At 37.2% G+C, this 17349-nt stretch carries 20 protein-coding genes and 1 pseudogene; 6 read left to right on the top strand and 15 right to left on the bottom strand.

What is annotated here, in order from left to right; genetic code table 11:
- Nucleotides 1–4: 4 nt before the first annotated feature.
- The 6 genes from EPJ90_RS05855 to EPJ90_RS05880 all read right to left on the bottom strand — a co-directional run bounded on the left by EPJ90_RS05855 (nt 5) and on the right by EPJ90_RS05880 (nt 5998).
- Complete coding sequence (locus EPJ90_RS05855; protein ID WP_161637265.1) at nt 5–901, bottom strand: carbohydrate ABC transporter permease; 897 nt, start codon at nt 899–901, stop codon at nt 5–7.
- 67 nt (nt 902–968) lie between these two features.
- Nucleotides 969–2264: an ABC transporter substrate-binding protein gene (locus tag EPJ90_RS05860; protein ID WP_161637264.1), complete on the bottom strand. Its 1296-nt coding sequence runs from the start codon at nt 2262–2264 to the stop codon at nt 969–971.
- A gap of 197 nt (nt 2265–2461) precedes the next feature.
- The gene (locus EPJ90_RS05865; protein WP_161637263.1) at nt 2462–3283 is read right to left on the bottom strand and encodes a MurR/RpiR family transcriptional regulator; all 822 of its coding nucleotides are present in this window, start codon (nt 3281–3283) and stop codon (nt 2462–2464) included.
- A 1-nt stretch (nt 3284) separates the two neighbouring features.
- Nucleotides 3285–4160 (bottom strand): ROK family protein, encoded by an 876-nt coding sequence (locus EPJ90_RS05870; protein WP_200542795.1) that lies wholly within the window; start codon nt 4158–4160, stop codon nt 3285–3287.
- 12 nt (nt 4161–4172) lie between these two features.
- Complete coding sequence (locus tag EPJ90_RS05875; RefSeq protein WP_161637261.1) at nt 4173–5045, bottom strand: N-acetylneuraminate lyase; 873 nt, start codon at nt 5043–5045, stop codon at nt 4173–4175.
- Between the two features lie 269 nt (nt 5046–5314).
- Entirely contained in the window at nt 5315–5998 is a 684-nt protein-coding gene (locus EPJ90_RS05880) for a YjjG family noncanonical pyrimidine nucleotidase (RefSeq protein WP_161637260.1), read from the bottom strand.
- 106 nt (nt 5999–6104) lie between these two features.
- Between EPJ90_RS05880 and EPJ90_RS05885 the strand changes: the two genes are divergently transcribed.
- A complete protein-coding gene (locus EPJ90_RS05885; RefSeq protein ID WP_200542796.1) occupies nt 6105–7427 on the top strand; it encodes an MATE family efflux transporter in 1323 nt (440 codons plus the stop codon).
- Between the two features lie 6 nt (nt 7428–7433).
- On the opposite strand, the gene EPJ90_RS05890 is transcribed toward EPJ90_RS05885, so the two are convergent.
- The 4 genes from EPJ90_RS05890 to EPJ90_RS08615 are packed head-to-tail and all read right to left on the bottom strand — an operon-like array spanning nt 7434 to nt 9066.
- Nucleotides 7434–8216, bottom strand: coding sequence for an alpha/beta hydrolase (locus tag EPJ90_RS05890; RefSeq protein WP_200542797.1), 783 nt, complete (start codon nt 8214–8216; stop codon nt 7434–7436).
- 26 nt (nt 8217–8242) lie between these two features.
- A complete protein-coding gene (locus EPJ90_RS08605) occupies nt 8243–8689 on the bottom strand; it encodes a hypothetical protein (RefSeq protein WP_244660387.1) in 447 nt (148 codons plus the stop codon).
- Complete coding sequence (locus tag EPJ90_RS08610) at nt 8686–8910, bottom strand: hypothetical protein (RefSeq protein WP_244660388.1); 225 nt, start codon at nt 8908–8910, stop codon at nt 8686–8688. Before EPJ90_RS08610 ends, EPJ90_RS08605 begins: the two co-directional genes overlap by 4 nt.
- Nucleotides 8911–9066 (bottom strand): hypothetical protein, encoded by a 156-nt coding sequence (locus tag EPJ90_RS08615; RefSeq protein ID WP_244660389.1) that lies wholly within the window; start codon nt 9064–9066, stop codon nt 8911–8913. It lies immediately after the preceding gene.
- 146 nt (nt 9067–9212) lie between these two features.
- Between EPJ90_RS08615 and EPJ90_RS05900 the strand changes: the two genes are divergently transcribed.
- Nucleotides 9213–9710, top strand: a complete 498-nt coding sequence (locus EPJ90_RS05900; protein ID WP_161637256.1) for a YbaK/EbsC family protein — start codon at nt 9213–9215, stop codon at nt 9708–9710.
- 20 nt (nt 9711–9730) lie between these two features.
- On the opposite strand, the gene EPJ90_RS05905 is transcribed toward EPJ90_RS05900, so the two are convergent.
- A complete protein-coding gene (locus EPJ90_RS05905; RefSeq protein ID WP_200542798.1) occupies nt 9731–10222 on the bottom strand; it encodes a GNAT family N-acetyltransferase in 492 nt (163 codons plus the stop codon).
- Between the two features lie 37 nt (nt 10223–10259).
- Nucleotides 10260–11567 (bottom strand): MATE family efflux transporter, encoded by a 1308-nt coding sequence (locus EPJ90_RS05910; RefSeq protein WP_200542799.1) that lies wholly within the window; start codon nt 11565–11567, stop codon nt 10260–10262.
- 149 nt (nt 11568–11716) lie between these two features.
- Here EPJ90_RS05910 and EPJ90_RS05915 point away from each other — a divergent pair, with 149 nt between their 5' ends.
- The 4 genes from EPJ90_RS05915 (at nt 11717) to EPJ90_RS05930 (ending at nt 14771) form a co-directional block, all read left to right on the top strand.
- On the top strand, nt 11717–12217 hold the full coding sequence (locus EPJ90_RS05915; protein ID WP_161637595.1) for a YbaK/EbsC family protein: 501 nt from the start codon (nt 11717–11719) through the stop codon (nt 12215–12217).
- A gap of 134 nt (nt 12218–12351) precedes the next feature.
- The gene (locus tag EPJ90_RS05920) at nt 12352–12792 is read left to right on the top strand and encodes a hypothetical protein (RefSeq protein ID WP_200542800.1); all 441 of its coding nucleotides are present in this window, start codon (nt 12352–12354) and stop codon (nt 12790–12792) included.
- Between the two features lie 55 nt (nt 12793–12847).
- On the top strand, nt 12848–13627 hold the full coding sequence (locus tag EPJ90_RS05925; RefSeq protein WP_161637597.1) for a hypothetical protein: 780 nt from the start codon (nt 12848–12850) through the stop codon (nt 13625–13627).
- Between the two features lie 547 nt (nt 13628–14174).
- A complete protein-coding gene (locus EPJ90_RS05930; protein WP_200542801.1) occupies nt 14175–14771 on the top strand; it encodes an ATP-binding cassette domain-containing protein in 597 nt (198 codons plus the stop codon).
- Between the two features lie 488 nt (nt 14772–15259).
- Here EPJ90_RS05930 and EPJ90_RS05935 read toward each other — a convergent pair whose 3' ends face one another.
- From EPJ90_RS05935 to EPJ90_RS05945, 3 genes and pseudogenes are all read right to left on the bottom strand, one after another.
- Nucleotides 15260–15958 (bottom strand): LytR/AlgR family response regulator transcription factor, encoded by a 699-nt coding sequence (locus EPJ90_RS05935; RefSeq protein ID WP_200542802.1) that lies wholly within the window; start codon nt 15956–15958, stop codon nt 15260–15262.
- Between the two features lie 139 nt (nt 15959–16097).
- The gene (locus tag EPJ90_RS05940) at nt 16098–16670 is read right to left on the bottom strand and encodes an alkylmercury lyase (protein WP_161637600.1); all 573 of its coding nucleotides are present in this window, start codon (nt 16668–16670) and stop codon (nt 16098–16100) included.
- 56 nt (nt 16671–16726) lie between these two features.
- Nucleotides 16727–17320 (bottom strand): annotated as a pseudogene (locus EPJ90_RS05945) (DUF1697 domain-containing protein).
- Nucleotides 17321–17349: the final 29 nt, after the last annotated feature.

The following is a 17349-nucleotide window of genomic DNA, read 5'->3' on the forward strand; positions in this document are numbered from 1 at the left end:
CCCCCTAATAATTAACGTCATCGGACAAGAATTTAAATTGTAAGGTCGAGATAATTGCGATAATTACCGCAAGAATAACTCCCATCGCTGACGCCTTTCCATATTCTTGTAGAATAATCGCCGTTTCATAAACCAGATACATTACGGTTGAGGTAGAGTAGTTTGGTCCTCCGGCTGTCATTAATTGAATCAGAGAGAAGATTTGGAAACTGTTGATGGTTGTTGTTACCACAATATAGAGTGTGGTTGGTTTGATCAGTGGCCAGATTATTTTTCTAAAAATAACCCAGTTTCCAGCACCATCAATGCGTGCTGATTCCAATAACTCTTCTGGAACGTTTCCCAAAGCTGCAACATACAGAATAATGGGTTGTCCAAGACTTGTGGTAATAAGGACTGCAATAATTGCATAGATTGCGGTCTTAGAATTTCCAAGCCATTGTACATTTTCACTAATAAGTCCTACATTTTTTAGGATATAGTTCAAGATTCCAAAATCCGGGTTATAAATCCATAGCCATACGACTGTAATGGAAACAACCGAAGAGATTGCAGGAATATAGAATACACCCCTAAAGAATGATCGAACTGCAGCGTGTTTATTATAGATATGGATTGCGATAAAGAGTGCCAACATTACCACAATTGGTACCGCCACTAAGGTGATAACCGCTGTATTTCGCATTGATTTTAAGAATATATCATCATGCATTAAGTTTGCGTAATGATTGAGTCCATAGAAGACCTGGTTACGTCCTCTAAATCTGAAAAATGATAAGTAGATCCCTTTGACCATGGGATATAAAACGAATGTCACGAAGAATAACATTGCAGGGAGTAAGAATAAATACCCACTGGTATCAATATGCTTCTTTTTAATTTTCTGTTTTAATGCCTTCATACATATCCCCTTCTAATAAAAATGGGAGATGAAACAAACATCCATCTCCCATACTATGATTGATAACCTATTGTGCTTCTTTAATTGTATTATTTGCTTTTTCTACAAATGCATCCGCTGCGGCTTTCGGTTCTGCTTCACCACTCATTACAGATTGTAACATTGGGAACCAGTAAGGACGCATTTTTGCATAACCTTCAATGGTATTGTAGTAAGGACCAAATTGAGGTGTGAGTGATTCTGCGAATTTAAGTTCTGCATCATCGTATAATCCTGTTTGACCTTGTTGTGCTGAGAAGTTTCCTGTTGCAAGAAGTGTACGTTTACCCCAGACTTCATCATTAATCATGAAGTCTGCGAATTTTTGAGCTGCTGCTGCTTTTGCATCGTCACCGTTGTCAAATACAGCAGGACCCGCAACTAAGAATTCATATTTAGGTGCTTTCGCATCATTTGGATAAGGTAAGAAACGTGCATTCATGTCGGAACCTTGCATGTGTTGTGTACGAAGTCCTGGAGATGAAAGAATTGAAATTGCGGTTTTATTGGATTTGAAGTATTCTTGACCATCTTTTGATTCAAGACCTTGTCCACTTCCAAGTAATCCCTCTTTTGAAGCTTTAGCTACCCATTCAAGACCCTTAACACCTTGTTCGTTATTAATGGTATATTCTGAGATTGCTTCATCTGTAATCCATGATCCGTATAAGTTTGAAACAAAGGCACGAGGACCTTGATCCCCTGCTGCTGATTTTGCATAAAGCAATGTCGGAATCATTTCTGGATCTTTTTCTTTAACTGCTTTTAGGAATGTCTCAAATTCATCAACAGTCCAATTACGTCCTGGATTGTCTTCTTTATCTAATGGAAGAAGATCTGTAATCCCTAACTTATCTGTTACATTGGTATTTACAGCCATTAAGAATGGTGCAATCCCTTGTGGGTAAAGATAGAGTTTATTATCAAGACTACTTGCTTTTACTGCAGATGCATCCAGTTGTTTTGTATCCACATCTGCAAATTCTTTGAGGTAACCCTTTGAAGCCCAGTCAATGACACGTCCTGGAGCATCATAGATTACATCAGGATTTGTTTTGGATTGAATTGCGGTTTCAACTTTAGCTGGACCATCTGTAAAGTCAATTTTTTGGTACTCAACTTTAATTGTTGGGTTCTTTTCCTCAAATGCTTTAATAAGTGCTGCATCGTAATCTGCTGAATCTGGAAATTCTTGATCATTGGTAAAGTTTGGGAAGTTCCAATATTTAATGGTTACTTCTTCAGAATCATTCTTTTTACCACATCCTGTTAACAATAACGCTAACGCTGCTGTTGTAATAACACCTTTCGTAAATCGTTTCATGCTTTTCCTCCTCTAACATGCATATCAAGCATTTGGATATGCTGTGCGTAATTTCATAATAGCATCTATTTATATCTTTGCAAGCGTTTTCATAAAATTATTTACAATTTCATAATTTATGAAATTCATTTTCGTATTCACGCTTTGGATTTTACTTTTATTAAAAAAATTTTCGTAAAATACGCCTTTAAATAAACCTATTCTTCCGTTTTCTCATTGGCTTTCTTAATAATCGCATCAACCGTCTGGCTCATTACATAACTGTATTGATCATCTTCCAATAATTTCATGGAGATAATATCTACAAGATACATAATCGCAAACTGTGAATTCACAAAACGTTTGTTGTCGATAAATAAACTGTTGTATACAAACATTTGATAGTCACTAATATGGGCCAATTCACTTTCTGAGAAACTGGTCATGGACAGTATTTTAGATCCATTATTCTTCGCTGTTTTCACAGCATTAAGGACTTCAATGGTTTTCCCCGATGTGGAGATACCAATCACAAGATCTTTTTCTTTGGTAATGGTTGAATTAATCAACATCATATGGGAATCGGTAATACCGGAGACATTGAACCCCATACGTAATAATCGTTGCGTCATTTCCATCGCTGTGAGCCCTGAACTCCCAACGCCATAGATAAAGATTCTCTGAGCATCTTTTAAAGCTGTAATCACACGTTCCAACTCTTCTTTGTTGATGTTTTTCTTGGTACGATCAATCACTCGATTGTAGTAGGAATAAACACTATCAAAGATATCCGAAGACTCAAGCGGTATCCCATCTTGTTCTGCAGCAGAAATTTGAATTTTCATATCAACAAAACTCTCACACCCAATCTTGCGACAAAAGCGTGTAATCGTTGCACTGGAAGTTCCCGTTTGTTCCGCCAATTTGCCAATATTAATATTTCTTATTTCATTATTTTTTTGCAGAATGTACATGGCAATTTGTTTCTCTTTCTGAGAGAAATTGACATATTGTTTTTGTATTTCATCGAGGATATCCATGTTATCCTTCCTTTCTTCTTAAAAAATGATAGAGTGCACCAACCATTCCGGCATCATTTTTAAGTTTCGCAAATTGGATGTTTGCGGTATTAAAGGATGGGATCATGGCGTTTTCAAGTGCAGCTTGAATCATTGGTTCAAGATAATCCTGCTGCGCCATAATTCCCCCACCAAGGACGATCACCTCAGGGTTGATTAAGTATTGAATCGTAGCAAGACCTTGAACTAAATGATCTACAAATCGTGTAAGTGCTTGTTGACAAATAAGATCCCCTCTTTTTGCATTGGCAATTACCAATCGTCCATCAAAAACTTGATCACTGGGATGATGTCTCATCACATCTTCAACCAATGCAGTTGTGGACGCTAAATCTTGAAAATATGCGTTCTTTATTGGAATGTAACCAACTTCCCCAGCCGTACCGCTTGCACCATGCCAAAGATTTCCTTCAAACATTAATGCACCACCAACCCCTGTACCGATAGTGAGGCATACCACAGATGATGCACCGCGTGCAGCACCCTTCCAATATTCACCCATACAGGCACAATTCACATCATTCTCTACAAAACATGGAATGTGATAAGTTGATTCGATTATTTCTTTAAGCGGGGTTCCCGTGTAATCGGGAATCGTATACCCCGCATATTGAATCGATCCGGTTTCTAAATCCACAACACCGGCCGTAGAAATCGCAACACCATCGACATCTAAATCCTGTTTTAAAATTTGGTGCAAGGTATCAACAATTTCATGATTGCCAGATGTTTGCTTTACAGAAAGGGTTTCTGTTTCAGTTAATGCATCACCCAACTCGTTATAACATGCATGTTTTATCGAAGTGCCTCCGATATCAATGCAACGGTAACGCTTCATGACAAACCTCCTTTATGCTTTTACATACATTTGGTGAATCTCAATAGCACGTTTACGTTGTGCATCTTGAGGTGCTTTCATGGGTTCGCGACAAATACCTGCATGAACCCCTTCCTCCGCTAAGATTAATTTTAATGTGTTGTAGAGGCCATTATCTAAGACCGCACTGATTAAGTCATTGGTCTCTTTTTGAAGTTGTAATGCGGTTTTTAAATCCCCTGCGTCCACAGCATCCATCGTTTGACGTGCTTTTAATGCATTCACATTAAAGGTTGAACCAATCGCACCATCAACACCCAATGCACACGCTGGCAACAACATCTCATCAAAGCCTGCATAAATTAATTTCTCAGGGAATGTTGATCGCATACGCTCAAGAAGATAGAAATCCGCAGCCGTAAACTTAACGCCCTTAATTTTCTCGTTTTCAAAGAGCTCTGCAAATTGATCCAATGAAAGGGATACACCGGTTAGATAAGGAATTGAATAAATAATCATCTCTGTATCAATATCTTCTAAGATGCGGTTGTAGTAATTTTTAACTTCCTCAAAATCAAATTTGTAATAGAAAGGCGTAACCGCTGAAATTGTTTTATATCCGAGATCCGTTACAAAACGTGCAAGTTCTTTGGCTTCTTTAAGGTTTGTGGAACCTACTTGCGCAATCAAATCACATGCCCCTTGTGTTTCATCAAAGGCAATCTCAAAGATACGTTTTTTCTCTTCAGTAGAGATTAAGAAGTTTTCCCCCGTACTTCCTCCGACATAAAGACCATCGACGTTATTATGATCAATATTGTATCGGACAATTTCACGTAATCCTTGTTCGGAAAGATTTCCGTTTTCATCAAAGGCAACCAGTAATGCTGAATATAGTTTTTTCATTTTCCACCTCTGCGACTTTATTGGTATCGCTTACATTTGGAGTATAGCATCGAAAATTGTTTTAATCAAGATGATTTATTGAAAACAAATACCAATGGAGTAAGCCCTTTCATACTTGTGTATACTATCTTTAACTTTGTAAATGATTACCATATACAAAAAGAACCACTATAAAGTGGTTCTTCGGTTTATTTTTCTAATTTTAAATCCCATCGAAAACAGTTTTCATTAAAATTATTTTCGTAAATATATTTTTTATCGGTTACCGCTTATTTAATAATATCGAGGAAATCAAGCAGGTTCTTAATTTCAAAATCCGGTTTAATATCCGTGGGGTTTGCTTTCCCTTCAGGGTTATACCAACATCCTGTAAGTCCGGCATTCATGGCACCATAAACATCTGCTTTAATATTATCACCCAATACAATTGTTTCGGCAGGATTAAACGGTTGCATTTCTTTGGCGACGATTTCAAAAAACTCAATCATCGGTTTCGCATACCCAAGTTCTTGAGAAATAAAGATATGACCAAACCAATCACGAATGTTTGCGTGATCCAATCGTTTATATTGTGTATCGGTAATCCCATTGGTCACAATGCCTAAACGATAGTCATCCTTCACTGCCGCAAGCAATTCCATTGCACCCGGCATAAAGATATTATTTTCTTCAATCAGTGTTCGAAACATTTGATCCATCTCACGACCTGTATACGGTAAATCAAAGGATGCAAGGGATACACCAAAGCGCTTGTCAAGAATGGTTTGTTGATCAATCTCGCCACGTTCATGGGCTTCCCATAACTGATGGTTTACATCGTAGTAGTAATCCAAGACTTCTTTGGTATACGGCACCTTTAACGCTTCAAAGAGTTGTTTAAGTGCAATCGTTTCGGATTCCTTAAAATTTAACAGGGTATTATCAATATCAAATAGTAATGTAGTATATGTCATAATGTCCTCCAAATCCTATTTATTCTACCATACATTGAGGTTAAACATGGTATGATGACCTTAAATTGAGCCATTCTTGGTACATTTTCTTTTTTGGAGGTCTTTTATGAATACAATACCCACACGGAAACAATTACGTCAGAATCTATCCCGTTACATCCTTCCTTCAATTGGAGCGATGATCTTTTTTTCTTTATATACCATGGTTGATGGAATGTTTGTCGGTAAAGGGGTCGGTCCTCAAGCTTTAGCTTCCGTAAACCTCTCAATGCCCTACATTAATATGATCTTTGCGTTTGCATTAATGATTGCGGTTGGGGCATCAACCCGCATCACCTACTACTTCGGTCAAAAAAACTTTCATGAAAGTAATGTCATTTTTTCCCTTGGTTTTTGGTTTTTAGGGATTTTCGCACTGATCTTAGCCCTATTCATGGGGTTTATGCACAATCCATTCATTCGTGTGCTAGGGGCCACACCCGATACCCTGAACTATGTTTCTCAATATCTTAGGATCATGATTTTCTTTAGTCCATTCTTTATGTTGACCTATTATCTTGAAGTATTGGTTAAAGCCGATGGTGCTCCCGGTTTATCGTTACTGGGTATCATCTTAAGTGCCTTTGTGAACATTATCTTTGATTATCTTTTCGTAATTCAATTTCAATGGGGCATTCAAGGTGCAGCGATTGCGACCGGTATTGCGCAAGTCTTTGGCTTTATCTTCTTCTTATCGTATTTCCAATCTTCGAAGTCCACACTCAAATTCATTAAGCCTACATGGAATATTAAGACGATCAAAACCATGATTCAAATCGGCATTCCAGATGCCTTAACAGAGCTTTCTTCTGGATTTATTACCTTTGTCTTTAACCTCGCAATTGCCTTCTATTTTGGTTCCAATGGCCTTGCAGCCTTTGGTGTTTTGATGTATCTAACCAATCTTGTTACGGTTACCATGATTGGAATCAACCAAGGCATTCAACCGCTTGTTAGTTTCTATCACGGTCAAGAAGAAACAAAACTGATTGATTGGATTTTAAGCGATGCGCTCTTTGTCAGTGTTGTCTGTGGATTTGCTTTCTTTCTCCTTTGTCAGATTTTTCCAGAGGTTCTGGTTCGTGGGTTTATTAATGCGGAAAACATCGAACCGTTTACCCTTGCAGTCAAAGCCTTACCAATTTTTAGCTATGGTTTTCTAATTTCTGGAATTAATATTGTCTTTGCGGGTTATTTCACAGCCTTGGAACGCATTCGTCCAGCCATGATCATTTCCATGTCACGAGGCTACGTTCTAGTGGCACTGTGTGTTGTAGGTCTTCCCTACGTATTGGGTGCGAATTCAATTTGGTTTGCTCCCCTAGCGTACGAATTGCTTACCCTAGTCGTTTCATCAATCCTTTTTAAACACACTAAAAAAACAGCCTAAGCTGTTTTAGAAAAAATGTTTAAACGCATAATAGGTGCCATACTCCCAAAAAGGCCATGAGTGGTCTCCATCATCAAGATAATGAACATCGACCTCTGTATAGGCTTCTAAATCGGCGACAAACTGCTTTACATCCGCAATCGGTACCGCCTCATCCCTACCTCCCGTCATAACGAGAAAAGACACAGGGAGGTTTTTGGTTTGATATGACGGAAGCATTGCACTTGGATGTTGACGATTCCAAAGGTCATGATCAAATACATCATTTTGATTTCGGAATACATGCCACTCATAAGTTACGGTCGTGGGTGTCATGGTATACCAAACTGCCGGCGATAAAGCCATTACCTTTGAAAAATACTCGGGATAGCGTAAAGCTAAATTACTTGCCCCATAACCTCCCATAGATAAACCACCAATAAAGCGTTTTTCTCGGGTAGGATGAAGTCCTAAACGCGCTTCAAGTGTTGGAATAAGATCTTCGATCACGGCCGTCTCCATTTGAAAACAACGACTGTTTAGATAAAACGAGTTAAAGCCATCTACAAAAATCACAACACATTTACGACATTCACCCAGTTCCATACACTCATCCAGAAACTCCGGCAATAAAAACCGCTCCGTCATATTACGATGGTTTCCAGTTGCCCCATGTAAGAGATAAACAACAGGGAGTGAACCAAACGATTCATTACTGTCTAAATATGGACAGTAAACACTGTAATTCCAATCAAATCCTAATGATGGTGAATAGATTGTGCCATCGACCATCACACCGTTTTTTTTCATAGAACCCCTCTTTTCTATTTTAGATACTAGTCGATACTTTTTACGTCAAAACCGCCTAAAAATTCTTTCCACGCTTCAGCAGTCTTACCATTATCCGCTACGAAATAACGACGGATACCATTTGAGTTTGTTTCACTTTGATTCGAACTTGTGAACGCATCACGGCTTGCTTTAATATTTTTGTTTAAAACATCCCAAAATGGATTGTTCTCATCTTGAAGAAGTTCTTTCAGAGCATCACGATCTAAATATCGAATGATACCCCCTCGTGTTTTTGATAAATCAATAATGTCTTCAAAATCATGCTTTGACAGTGAAATGCTTAATAAGTGGTCCATCAATTCGTCAAACATATAGATTGAGTCAACATAATTCGTATCTTCATCGTATTCAAGTAAGACACGCTTACCATTCTTTAACTCAAGAAACTCATAACCTGTCGAAAATGGTGGTAGCTCTGTCAATTTCTTCAAGGCAATGTCATTAGACTTTTTGATATTTTCACAAAAAGCCCCCCTGTATTGTTGCGATGATTCAACATATGAACCTTCTCCGTTCTAAGATTTTGACCGTTTAAAATGGTCACGGTACCAACGACCAAATCACCCTTTGTATTTTCTTTATAGTAAACACGACCATTAAGATCATCCATATTCGCATAGGAATAATCCAAGGGATTTAGATAAGAATCCAATTAACTCGATGACTCCATGTTCGAGATATAGGCTGTATAAGTTTTTCCCGCAAAAAAAGCGTCAATTGCTTTTTGTTCCGATCCTTGCGGATGCGTGCCACACCCCACCAGCACAAAACTTAACATCACCAAGATGATTCCATATACTTTTTTCATAACGCTCCTCCAATATGTATGAAAATAATAGCTTAGACACTTATGAAAAGCAATGAGTTCACGCATATCTCATACTTCTCAAGGTAATCCTTGAAACCTCTTTCAAAATCACTTATGATGATTGTAAAGAAACAGGAGGGTTTTCTATGAATCCACAACCATATCAAGAAGAAATCTATCATTTACTCCATGAACTTGACATTCCCTATCGCGAAGACCATCATAAACCAATCTTTTCCGTTGAATCCGATGATCTCGATATTCCAGGTCCACAAGTTAAATATTTATTGTTACAACCTAAGAAGACGGATGAATATTACTTAGTCGTCGCACACGATGAAACACATCCTGATTTAAAACAGCTTGCTCAGGACTTGGGAACCAAACGGCTCTCATTTCCTTCGAATGAAGCGATGAAAGATTTATTAGGGATTGAATTCGGTTCACTTACATTGCTTTCACTTATTGCAGACACCGATCATAAAGTCACCCCAATTTTTGATACCGCTATTGACCGCGATGATACCATTGGTCTTCTCGCCAACAACAACACCATCACCTTAACCTTACAGGTTCGTGATGTGGAAAAATACCTCAATCATCTTGGGTATACACCCCGATATCTTGAATTGAAACAAAAATAAAGACCTCCTAGGAGGTCTTTTTAATGATATACAAGTTCAAACTCAATGAGATCTTGATCTTGCATCTTTACGGTAAAACCAAGATCTGTTAAAAGATGAATGGCCGGCGTATTGTGAGGAATGGCATAGGCAATAATCCGCTTTAACGCCAACGTTCTAAAACCATACTCAATGAGGGCTTCGCTCACTTCACGACCAATCCCTTGCTTTTGAGCACTCTGTCGTAAAATCCAGCCCATTTCATACGTCTTTAAATGATCCCCAACATCCTCAGACTCCAATTGATGAAAAATAACATGCCCAATCGCTTCTTGAGTTTCCCGATCTTCGATCGCAAACAAAGGGGGATTTTCAATGAGACAGTACGTCTTTAAAAACGCTTTTATTGTTTCATCATCCATAACCGGTTCAATAAACTGCATCACCGTGGAATCATTCAGCCATGTCTTAGCATAATTAAAATCTTCCCTACAAAAGGGCCTAATAATACATTTGTGTGTTTTGAGTTTCATCTTTCACCTCACTAATATCATATCAAGTTCATTTGGACTATGCGTGAAAATCTCGTTTGTGTTGATTTAGTTGTTTCCAATATACCACCATGGAGTAAAGTAAAACACAGTATTGCGCAAGGGGAACCGAGAGCCAAACCCCCTGTAAACCTAAGGCATGAGGAAGCACCCCTAACAAGAGTATTGTGGTAAGAATCGGTTCACTGTATATCAGGCGATAAGCAGTATGATTATCCCGTGTCGCATAGGCGTAGGATGTGGAAACACGCAAGAATGCAATCGGGATTAATCCAAGCAAGAATAAAGGCATAACTTCCGCAATCATCAAGGCAACTTCTTCTGATGCACCAAAAAATCCAGGAATCATAAATCTTAAACTGTATAGAATTCCCATACAGGTCAGTGCAACCCCTAACGCAAATCGAATCGCAATGGAAACAATCTCATGAACTTTGTCCATGCTGTCATTACCATAATAACGACTGATTAAAGGTTGGCATCCATCACCAATGCCTTGAAGTAAGAGTTGAACGCTAAAGACGACATAACAAATAACACCATAACTTGCAGCAGCGACATCCCCTCCATATTGAATGGCGGATTGGTTTAATACTATAATCATTAAATTCGGTGCTAAGATGAGCCCAAAAGGTGAAAGTGAAACCTTAAGGACTTGAATGATTGAATCGCGTGTAATGTTTATTTTTTGTGTACCACCAAATGGAACATGTTTAAACATATAACCGATACATAATAGCATCGTTAACGCCTGGCCAATAATCGTCGCATAACCCGCTCCAGCAGTTCCTAATTTAAGGACCGAAACAAAATAACCATCCAAGATGACATTCGTGATAAATCCGGTAATCATCGCAACCATCGCAAACATTGTTCCACCATAATTTCGGATAATGGGAACCAAACCGGTCGCAAGAATTTGAAATACCGAAAACAGAATAATAATGCGAATGTAGTCTGCAGCATAATCAAGAAGACGTCCTTGCGCACCAAAAAACGTTAAAATTTGAGGATAGGTTTTAAAGAGCAAGACAAAAGCTACAATCGAAGCACCCAAAAGCATGATCACCGTTGTTTTGAGAAACCGTTCTTGTTCTTGTCGATCATGAGAGCCAAGAGCAATCCCTATTTGAATCGCACCCGCAAGGCCAATTCCCGTTCCTAAAGCCTGTATAAAGGACGTAATCGGATAAGCTAAATTAATTCCAGCGATGCCTAAATCGCCTACATTTTGACCAATAAACCATCCATCGACAATGGCATATAAACCCGAAAATGCGAATGCAAACATCGCGGGTAACACATTGCGATAAAAATCTTTACGCATATCATAAACCTCTATTATTTTCTAAACATAATGATAAGTATAGCAGATTTTATTTACATCGCAAGACACACCACTTAGCAAGAATGTTCCTTGTAATCACGTTATATTTGCGTTACGATTGAAGTACAAATAGAAAAAGGAGCAATAGAATGAAAAATCAATACGGACAACAGATTACAGACTTATTGCACGAACTGAATATTGAATATCGTGAAGATCATCATGAACCCATCTTTTCAGTAGAAGTTGAAATCCCCGAACTTCCTGGCCCACAAATTAAATATCTTCTTGTGAAACCGAAAAAAACGGAACATGAGTTCTATTTAATTCTTGCGCATGATGAAAAACATCCCGATCTAAAAGACTTACAAGCTCAACTTGGAACCAAACGCTTAACCTTCCCGACCAGTGAAGAGATGCGCGAATTAATTGGCGTTGAATTTGGAAGCCTTACTGCAGCTTCTGTAATTGCGGATAAAAATCATGAAATTACCGTGATTGTGGATGAAGCCATTGATCGTGATGATACAATTGGAATTCACCCAAATGATAATTCGATTACGTATACCATTGCCTTTAAAGATCTTGAACGTTACCTTGATCATCTTGGCTATACACCTCGTTACATTCCATTATTGGATAAAGAATAATTATCATATAGCACATGCGAAAGCGTGTGCTTTTTTTGTGTTTTGAAGCCTTAAATACTGTTTTCTTAAATAATATTAAGAGCGTTGAAATTACGTGTTTAAGACGGTTTAATAATAAGGTAAGGAGGTGTAACATGTCACAGTTTAAAACCATAAATCGGTTAATAGCATCATTTTTAGCGGTAGCTATACTCAGCGTATTTGTCACAGTAGCTTACGCATCAAACTGGAGTTCAAAGTTGGATGTTCACATGCCACCATGGGGTAAGTGGTCCAGTCCAACACATGGATTGAAAAAGAATGATAATTTGTCCGGTCAAATTCATTTTATTAGTACATCCACTTGGTTTACAACTTATGGTGATCTTTGGGGAACTCATTATGGTTATCGAGCTTCCAAAACATATTATCCTGTACCTTATTATGATAAATCAGGTGAACGAACACAAAGTATTGTGAATTTTTCTTACTCGCCGAACAATGAAGACTGGAATGGATACTATGTTTCAGCACGGATGTCGTCCTCAGATTATGAGCCAAACTGGAATATAGCAACCATCGAGTTTTCACCATAGTAATTTTCAGAGCACAATTCAATTGTGCTCGCTTATTCATGAAGGGGAGGAAACCATGATTAAACGAAATGTATTCTATTTTTCTGTGCCAATTTTTGTTCAGGTTCTTTATATATGCGTTACAGAGCACTTTCAATTTCCAAATGGACTGCTTAATTTCTATTTTGTATTTGATGGTCGAAATGCTATTTACATTACAATCTATGCATTTATGCTTGTTCTTTATGCAACAAACTTTGATTACACGATCATAAACAATCATTTTGATGACTTTGCACGCATCCGATTAAACAATGCGTTCTTATTGAAACAAATACTTAGGGTTATTTTAAAATCACTTTTATTTGCATTAACAATGATGCTTTCTGAGATGGTGCTTCTACACGTTTTCAAACAGCCACTTTTTCCACTGAATGCACCCATCGAGCATGACCACCTACAAATTTTACCTTTCACAAATGACCCTATATCAAATCAGGTGGTTTATTCAGGTTTAAGAATTCTAGGCTCAATTATTATTTCATTGTTCTTCTTTAGTCTAAGCCGTTTTATTAAACATCGTTACCTCTATGTTGGACTTATTCCTACACTTATTATCGGATTAATCTGTTTCTTGGGAGTCTTAGGTCCTGTATGTTTACGCACCTTTGGCTATGAAGGAATTTTACCAAAAATTTTATCAACTACGATGATTGGAAATGTCTTTTCAGCTGGAATGTTTCAAATGCGTACACCACGTATCTTTGCAGGTCTTGCATCTTCAATATTCTATTTAGCACTCACAGTGATTAATTTGTATGTAAGTAATCATCTAAGAAAAAAAGGAGTGGTTTAATTCTGATAACGTCGTATTTGAAATTTAGATTAGATTGTTTGATACCTAGGCGGTATCAGTTTTGCTATATTGCAATCACTGTCTTCAATATATTAAATGCACAAAGTCTGTATCGAAAAAGTGAGAATCCACTTCAAATTCTCATTTGTCATAATTTTTTTTGGATTAGTACTTATTTGATCTATCAAGTGATACTTTTAAAAATGAGCAATCAAATTCGTAATCTTCTTAATACTCTTCAATTGCGAATATCGATTGATTCTTTATTGACACAACTCTTGATTTTTTTTCTTTTAAAAGCTTTTCTTTTAATCACCATACATATCGGTCCATTTTTATTCTTTATTCACATGACAAGTGATATAAATCGTTTTCTAATCTATATGCTCATCATATCGAATCTCTTTATTCTAAATTCATTCCTTGTTACTTATCTTGTAATCATTAGAAATCGAACCACGACATTACTACTAACAACGGTAGCAATCTTTCTACCGATCGCTGTTCACCGACTACTTATTAACTTTTTAAACTGAAAGGAGTTTTTATGATTCAACTACACAATATATCCAAATCATTTCGAGATCAGAATGTGCTTAAATCCGTTGATCTTACGATACAAAAAGGTCAAACCATCTATATCAAAGGCGCAAATGGTTCAGGAAAATCAACTCTGCTTAAAATCATTGCGGGATTGATCAATCCTGATGGTGGAAGTATTTCAGGTGTTTCAGGTTTAGACGTGGGTGCTCTCATCGAAAATCCTAGTTTTATTGAAGAGCGACCCCTCTTAGATAACCTAAAATTTCTTTATACATTAAAACAGAAGTATGACTATGATGCGATTAAAAAATATTGTGACCGTCTGCAACTTGACATCACCAATCCTAAACCCATGCGAAGCTATGGTATTGGAATGCGTCAGAAAGCAGGTATTATTCAAGCAATTATGGAACGTCAGTCACTCATTCTCTTTGATGAACCTACACGAGGCTTAGACCAAGAATCTGTAGATGTCTTTATCGAACTCATACATCAAGATCTTAAAGACAGAACCATCATCATCTGTGCCCACGAAGGGATTCAGAACATCCAGTTTGATCAACACTATGAGCTTAAAAATGGGATTCTTACAACGATCTAAGTTTTTAATCATTACTAATCTAGTTTCATTATTTATATCTTCACTAAAAATTGATTCAGATGAGTACCTTCGTATGCTGTGTCTACTGCCAACTGAAAATAGCCCTTATGTCAACACACTTGCTTCACTCCTGTTAACCCTCTTGCATATTTTGACAGTGAGTTCTTACATTTCTTATATGATTGAAATGCGAGCAATGATTCAAGTTCGTATTCAAAAATACTACTGCATTCGTTTGATCCAAGAAGTCATACAGATGAGTTTTCTCCTACTAATCTTACAAAGCTTATCTTACAATCTTTTATGGAGCCATCAAGTCTTACCAATCCTCGCTTACTTCACATTCGTTTCGAGTTGTCTGATTATTTTATACTTTAAAACATCTAAACTTTGTGTCTTACCAACATTTTTACTTACACTTATTTTCAGACTTATTTTATCCCTCACATTCGTTTAAAAGACATGCACCATGCATGTTTTTTCTATTTTTAGCGTTTCATCATTACCTTAAGTATCTTTGGATAACGTCCCCGCGAAATAACAATCGCCTCAGGATCGTTCTTTAGAAATAATGTTTTTGGATTCAGTTGAGAAATATAATTTACATTTACAATCGTCCCGTGATTTGCCCGTACAAAACGTGCGGCATCTAACACTACTTCTATTGATTTTAAAGATTGGTTCATGACCGTATATGTTTCTGTATCGGTATAAATAACGGGATGACGCTTCTCATAGATGATTGCTTTAATTTGATTTTGTACCAATCTTACCATACCCTCTCGTGTTTTAATGATGATGCTTTGATCACAGTTCTCAATTTTTAAAATCGCAGCCCGTAATGTTTCCTCTAAAGTTGATTCTATATTTTCTTGAAACATTAATCCATAAATATTAGTTCCATAGACCGTATGCATTACATCATCAAGTGACGATATAAAAATTACGATAAGATTTGGATTCAAACGTTCAAGCGTATGGATACATTCGATTCCTAATTGATCGGGTATGGCTACACTGATGATTAGAATATCAATCTTTAAACATAATGGGTCTGTTTGAAGATCTACAAATTTTTTATATAAGAAACACTCGTTAATGCTATGGCGTTTTTTTATCCGTAAAAGACTTTGGAAAAGCTGGTGCCTAACATCTTCACACTCATGAACAATTGCAATATGATACATCTGTTTCCCCCCTTAGAATATTACTTAATACGCTATAAACAAGTAAAACCCTTAAAAATTTTATACACTACTTTTTAAATAATACGGAGAAACAAATGAATTGAGTAGTTTATTTGTACGAGTGGTAAAAAAAAAGATCTCATGAAACTGAGATCTTCGCTTTAATAACATCAAGTGCATAATCAAAAAGTTGCACAGATAACGCAAACGCCTCCGGTAATGTATAACTCACGCCACCATTACATGGAACGTCATCTTTAGCAATGAATTTGATTGAACTGCACGATTTAGAGGCAACACAACAACCTGATTTCGCATTGGGAACCCATACCTTCAGTGGGATGTCTTGGAGGTTATCACGTGTGATTCTAGTGCCATCAAGGCAAATTATTTCCGAATTGTTCAGTGATAAGAAGCACATGGCATCAAATGCACACATTGCGTAGACTTTCTCAACACCGGGGATTGAAACTTCAAAAGCGGTTTTCTGACCTGATATTGGGTAACATGCCTTACAAGATGCATTAATTAGGTCACAATCGTAAAGTGCTGGTGAACATGATAACCATGCTTCGTCATCAAGTTCCCCTTCTAAAAGTCGCGACACAAATGCTTGATATTCTTTCTGCAGTTCAAATGAAAGAGCTTGATACCGGTCATTAAAATCAGGATTTAAATCTAGCTGTTTTTTTAAGATTTCGTATTGATTCATAGCACACTCCCTTCGCACTTATTTTATTCTAATTGCGAATGATTTGCAACAACTTTCTAATCCTTCAGTTTTTGAGAGAGTTCTAAAAGCTTGTGTACGGTATTGGCGGTTCGGAGTGTTACACAATTATTGATTGATGTATTCGCAGTTTTGGACCAACGGGATTTCGAATAGTATTGAAGGTCTGCGGACCAATAAATAACATCCGATGCCGATTGAACCGATTCAAATTCCGCATTGGCTTCACCCATAACTTCAATAATATCATCTTGTTGTGCTGGTGGAATTATAAAAATTGCAGTGTGATAATAGGCTTTGTTGGCCTTATCCCACCAAGCAGGGGCTTCCTTTAAAACTTGTTCTAGCTGGTCAAGCGTTATAATCACAAGCGAGATTTCGAAATGAAAAAAATCTTTGAGGGTTCCTTCTAATGCTTCTTGCATTGATCATAATGCTTCGTTTTCACTCTTAAAAATAACATTTCCACTGTTTATGTACGTTTTAACGGAAGTATAACCCAGTGATTCAAAAATCTGTTTTAAGTCAGCCATTGGAACTTTATGCTTCCCGCCAACATTAATACCTCGTAATAATGCAATGTATGTTTTCATAAGCATCCTCGTTTCATCTTTGATTATACGCGTAAACATTTGACCCTACAATCCAAGACGATTTCAAT

This window comes from Erysipelothrix sp. strain 2 (EsS2-7-Brazil) (genome assembly GCF_016617655.1).
Taxonomy (GTDB): domain Bacteria; phylum Bacillota_I; class Bacilli_A; order Erysipelotrichales; family Erysipelotrichaceae; genus Erysipelothrix; species Erysipelothrix piscisicarius.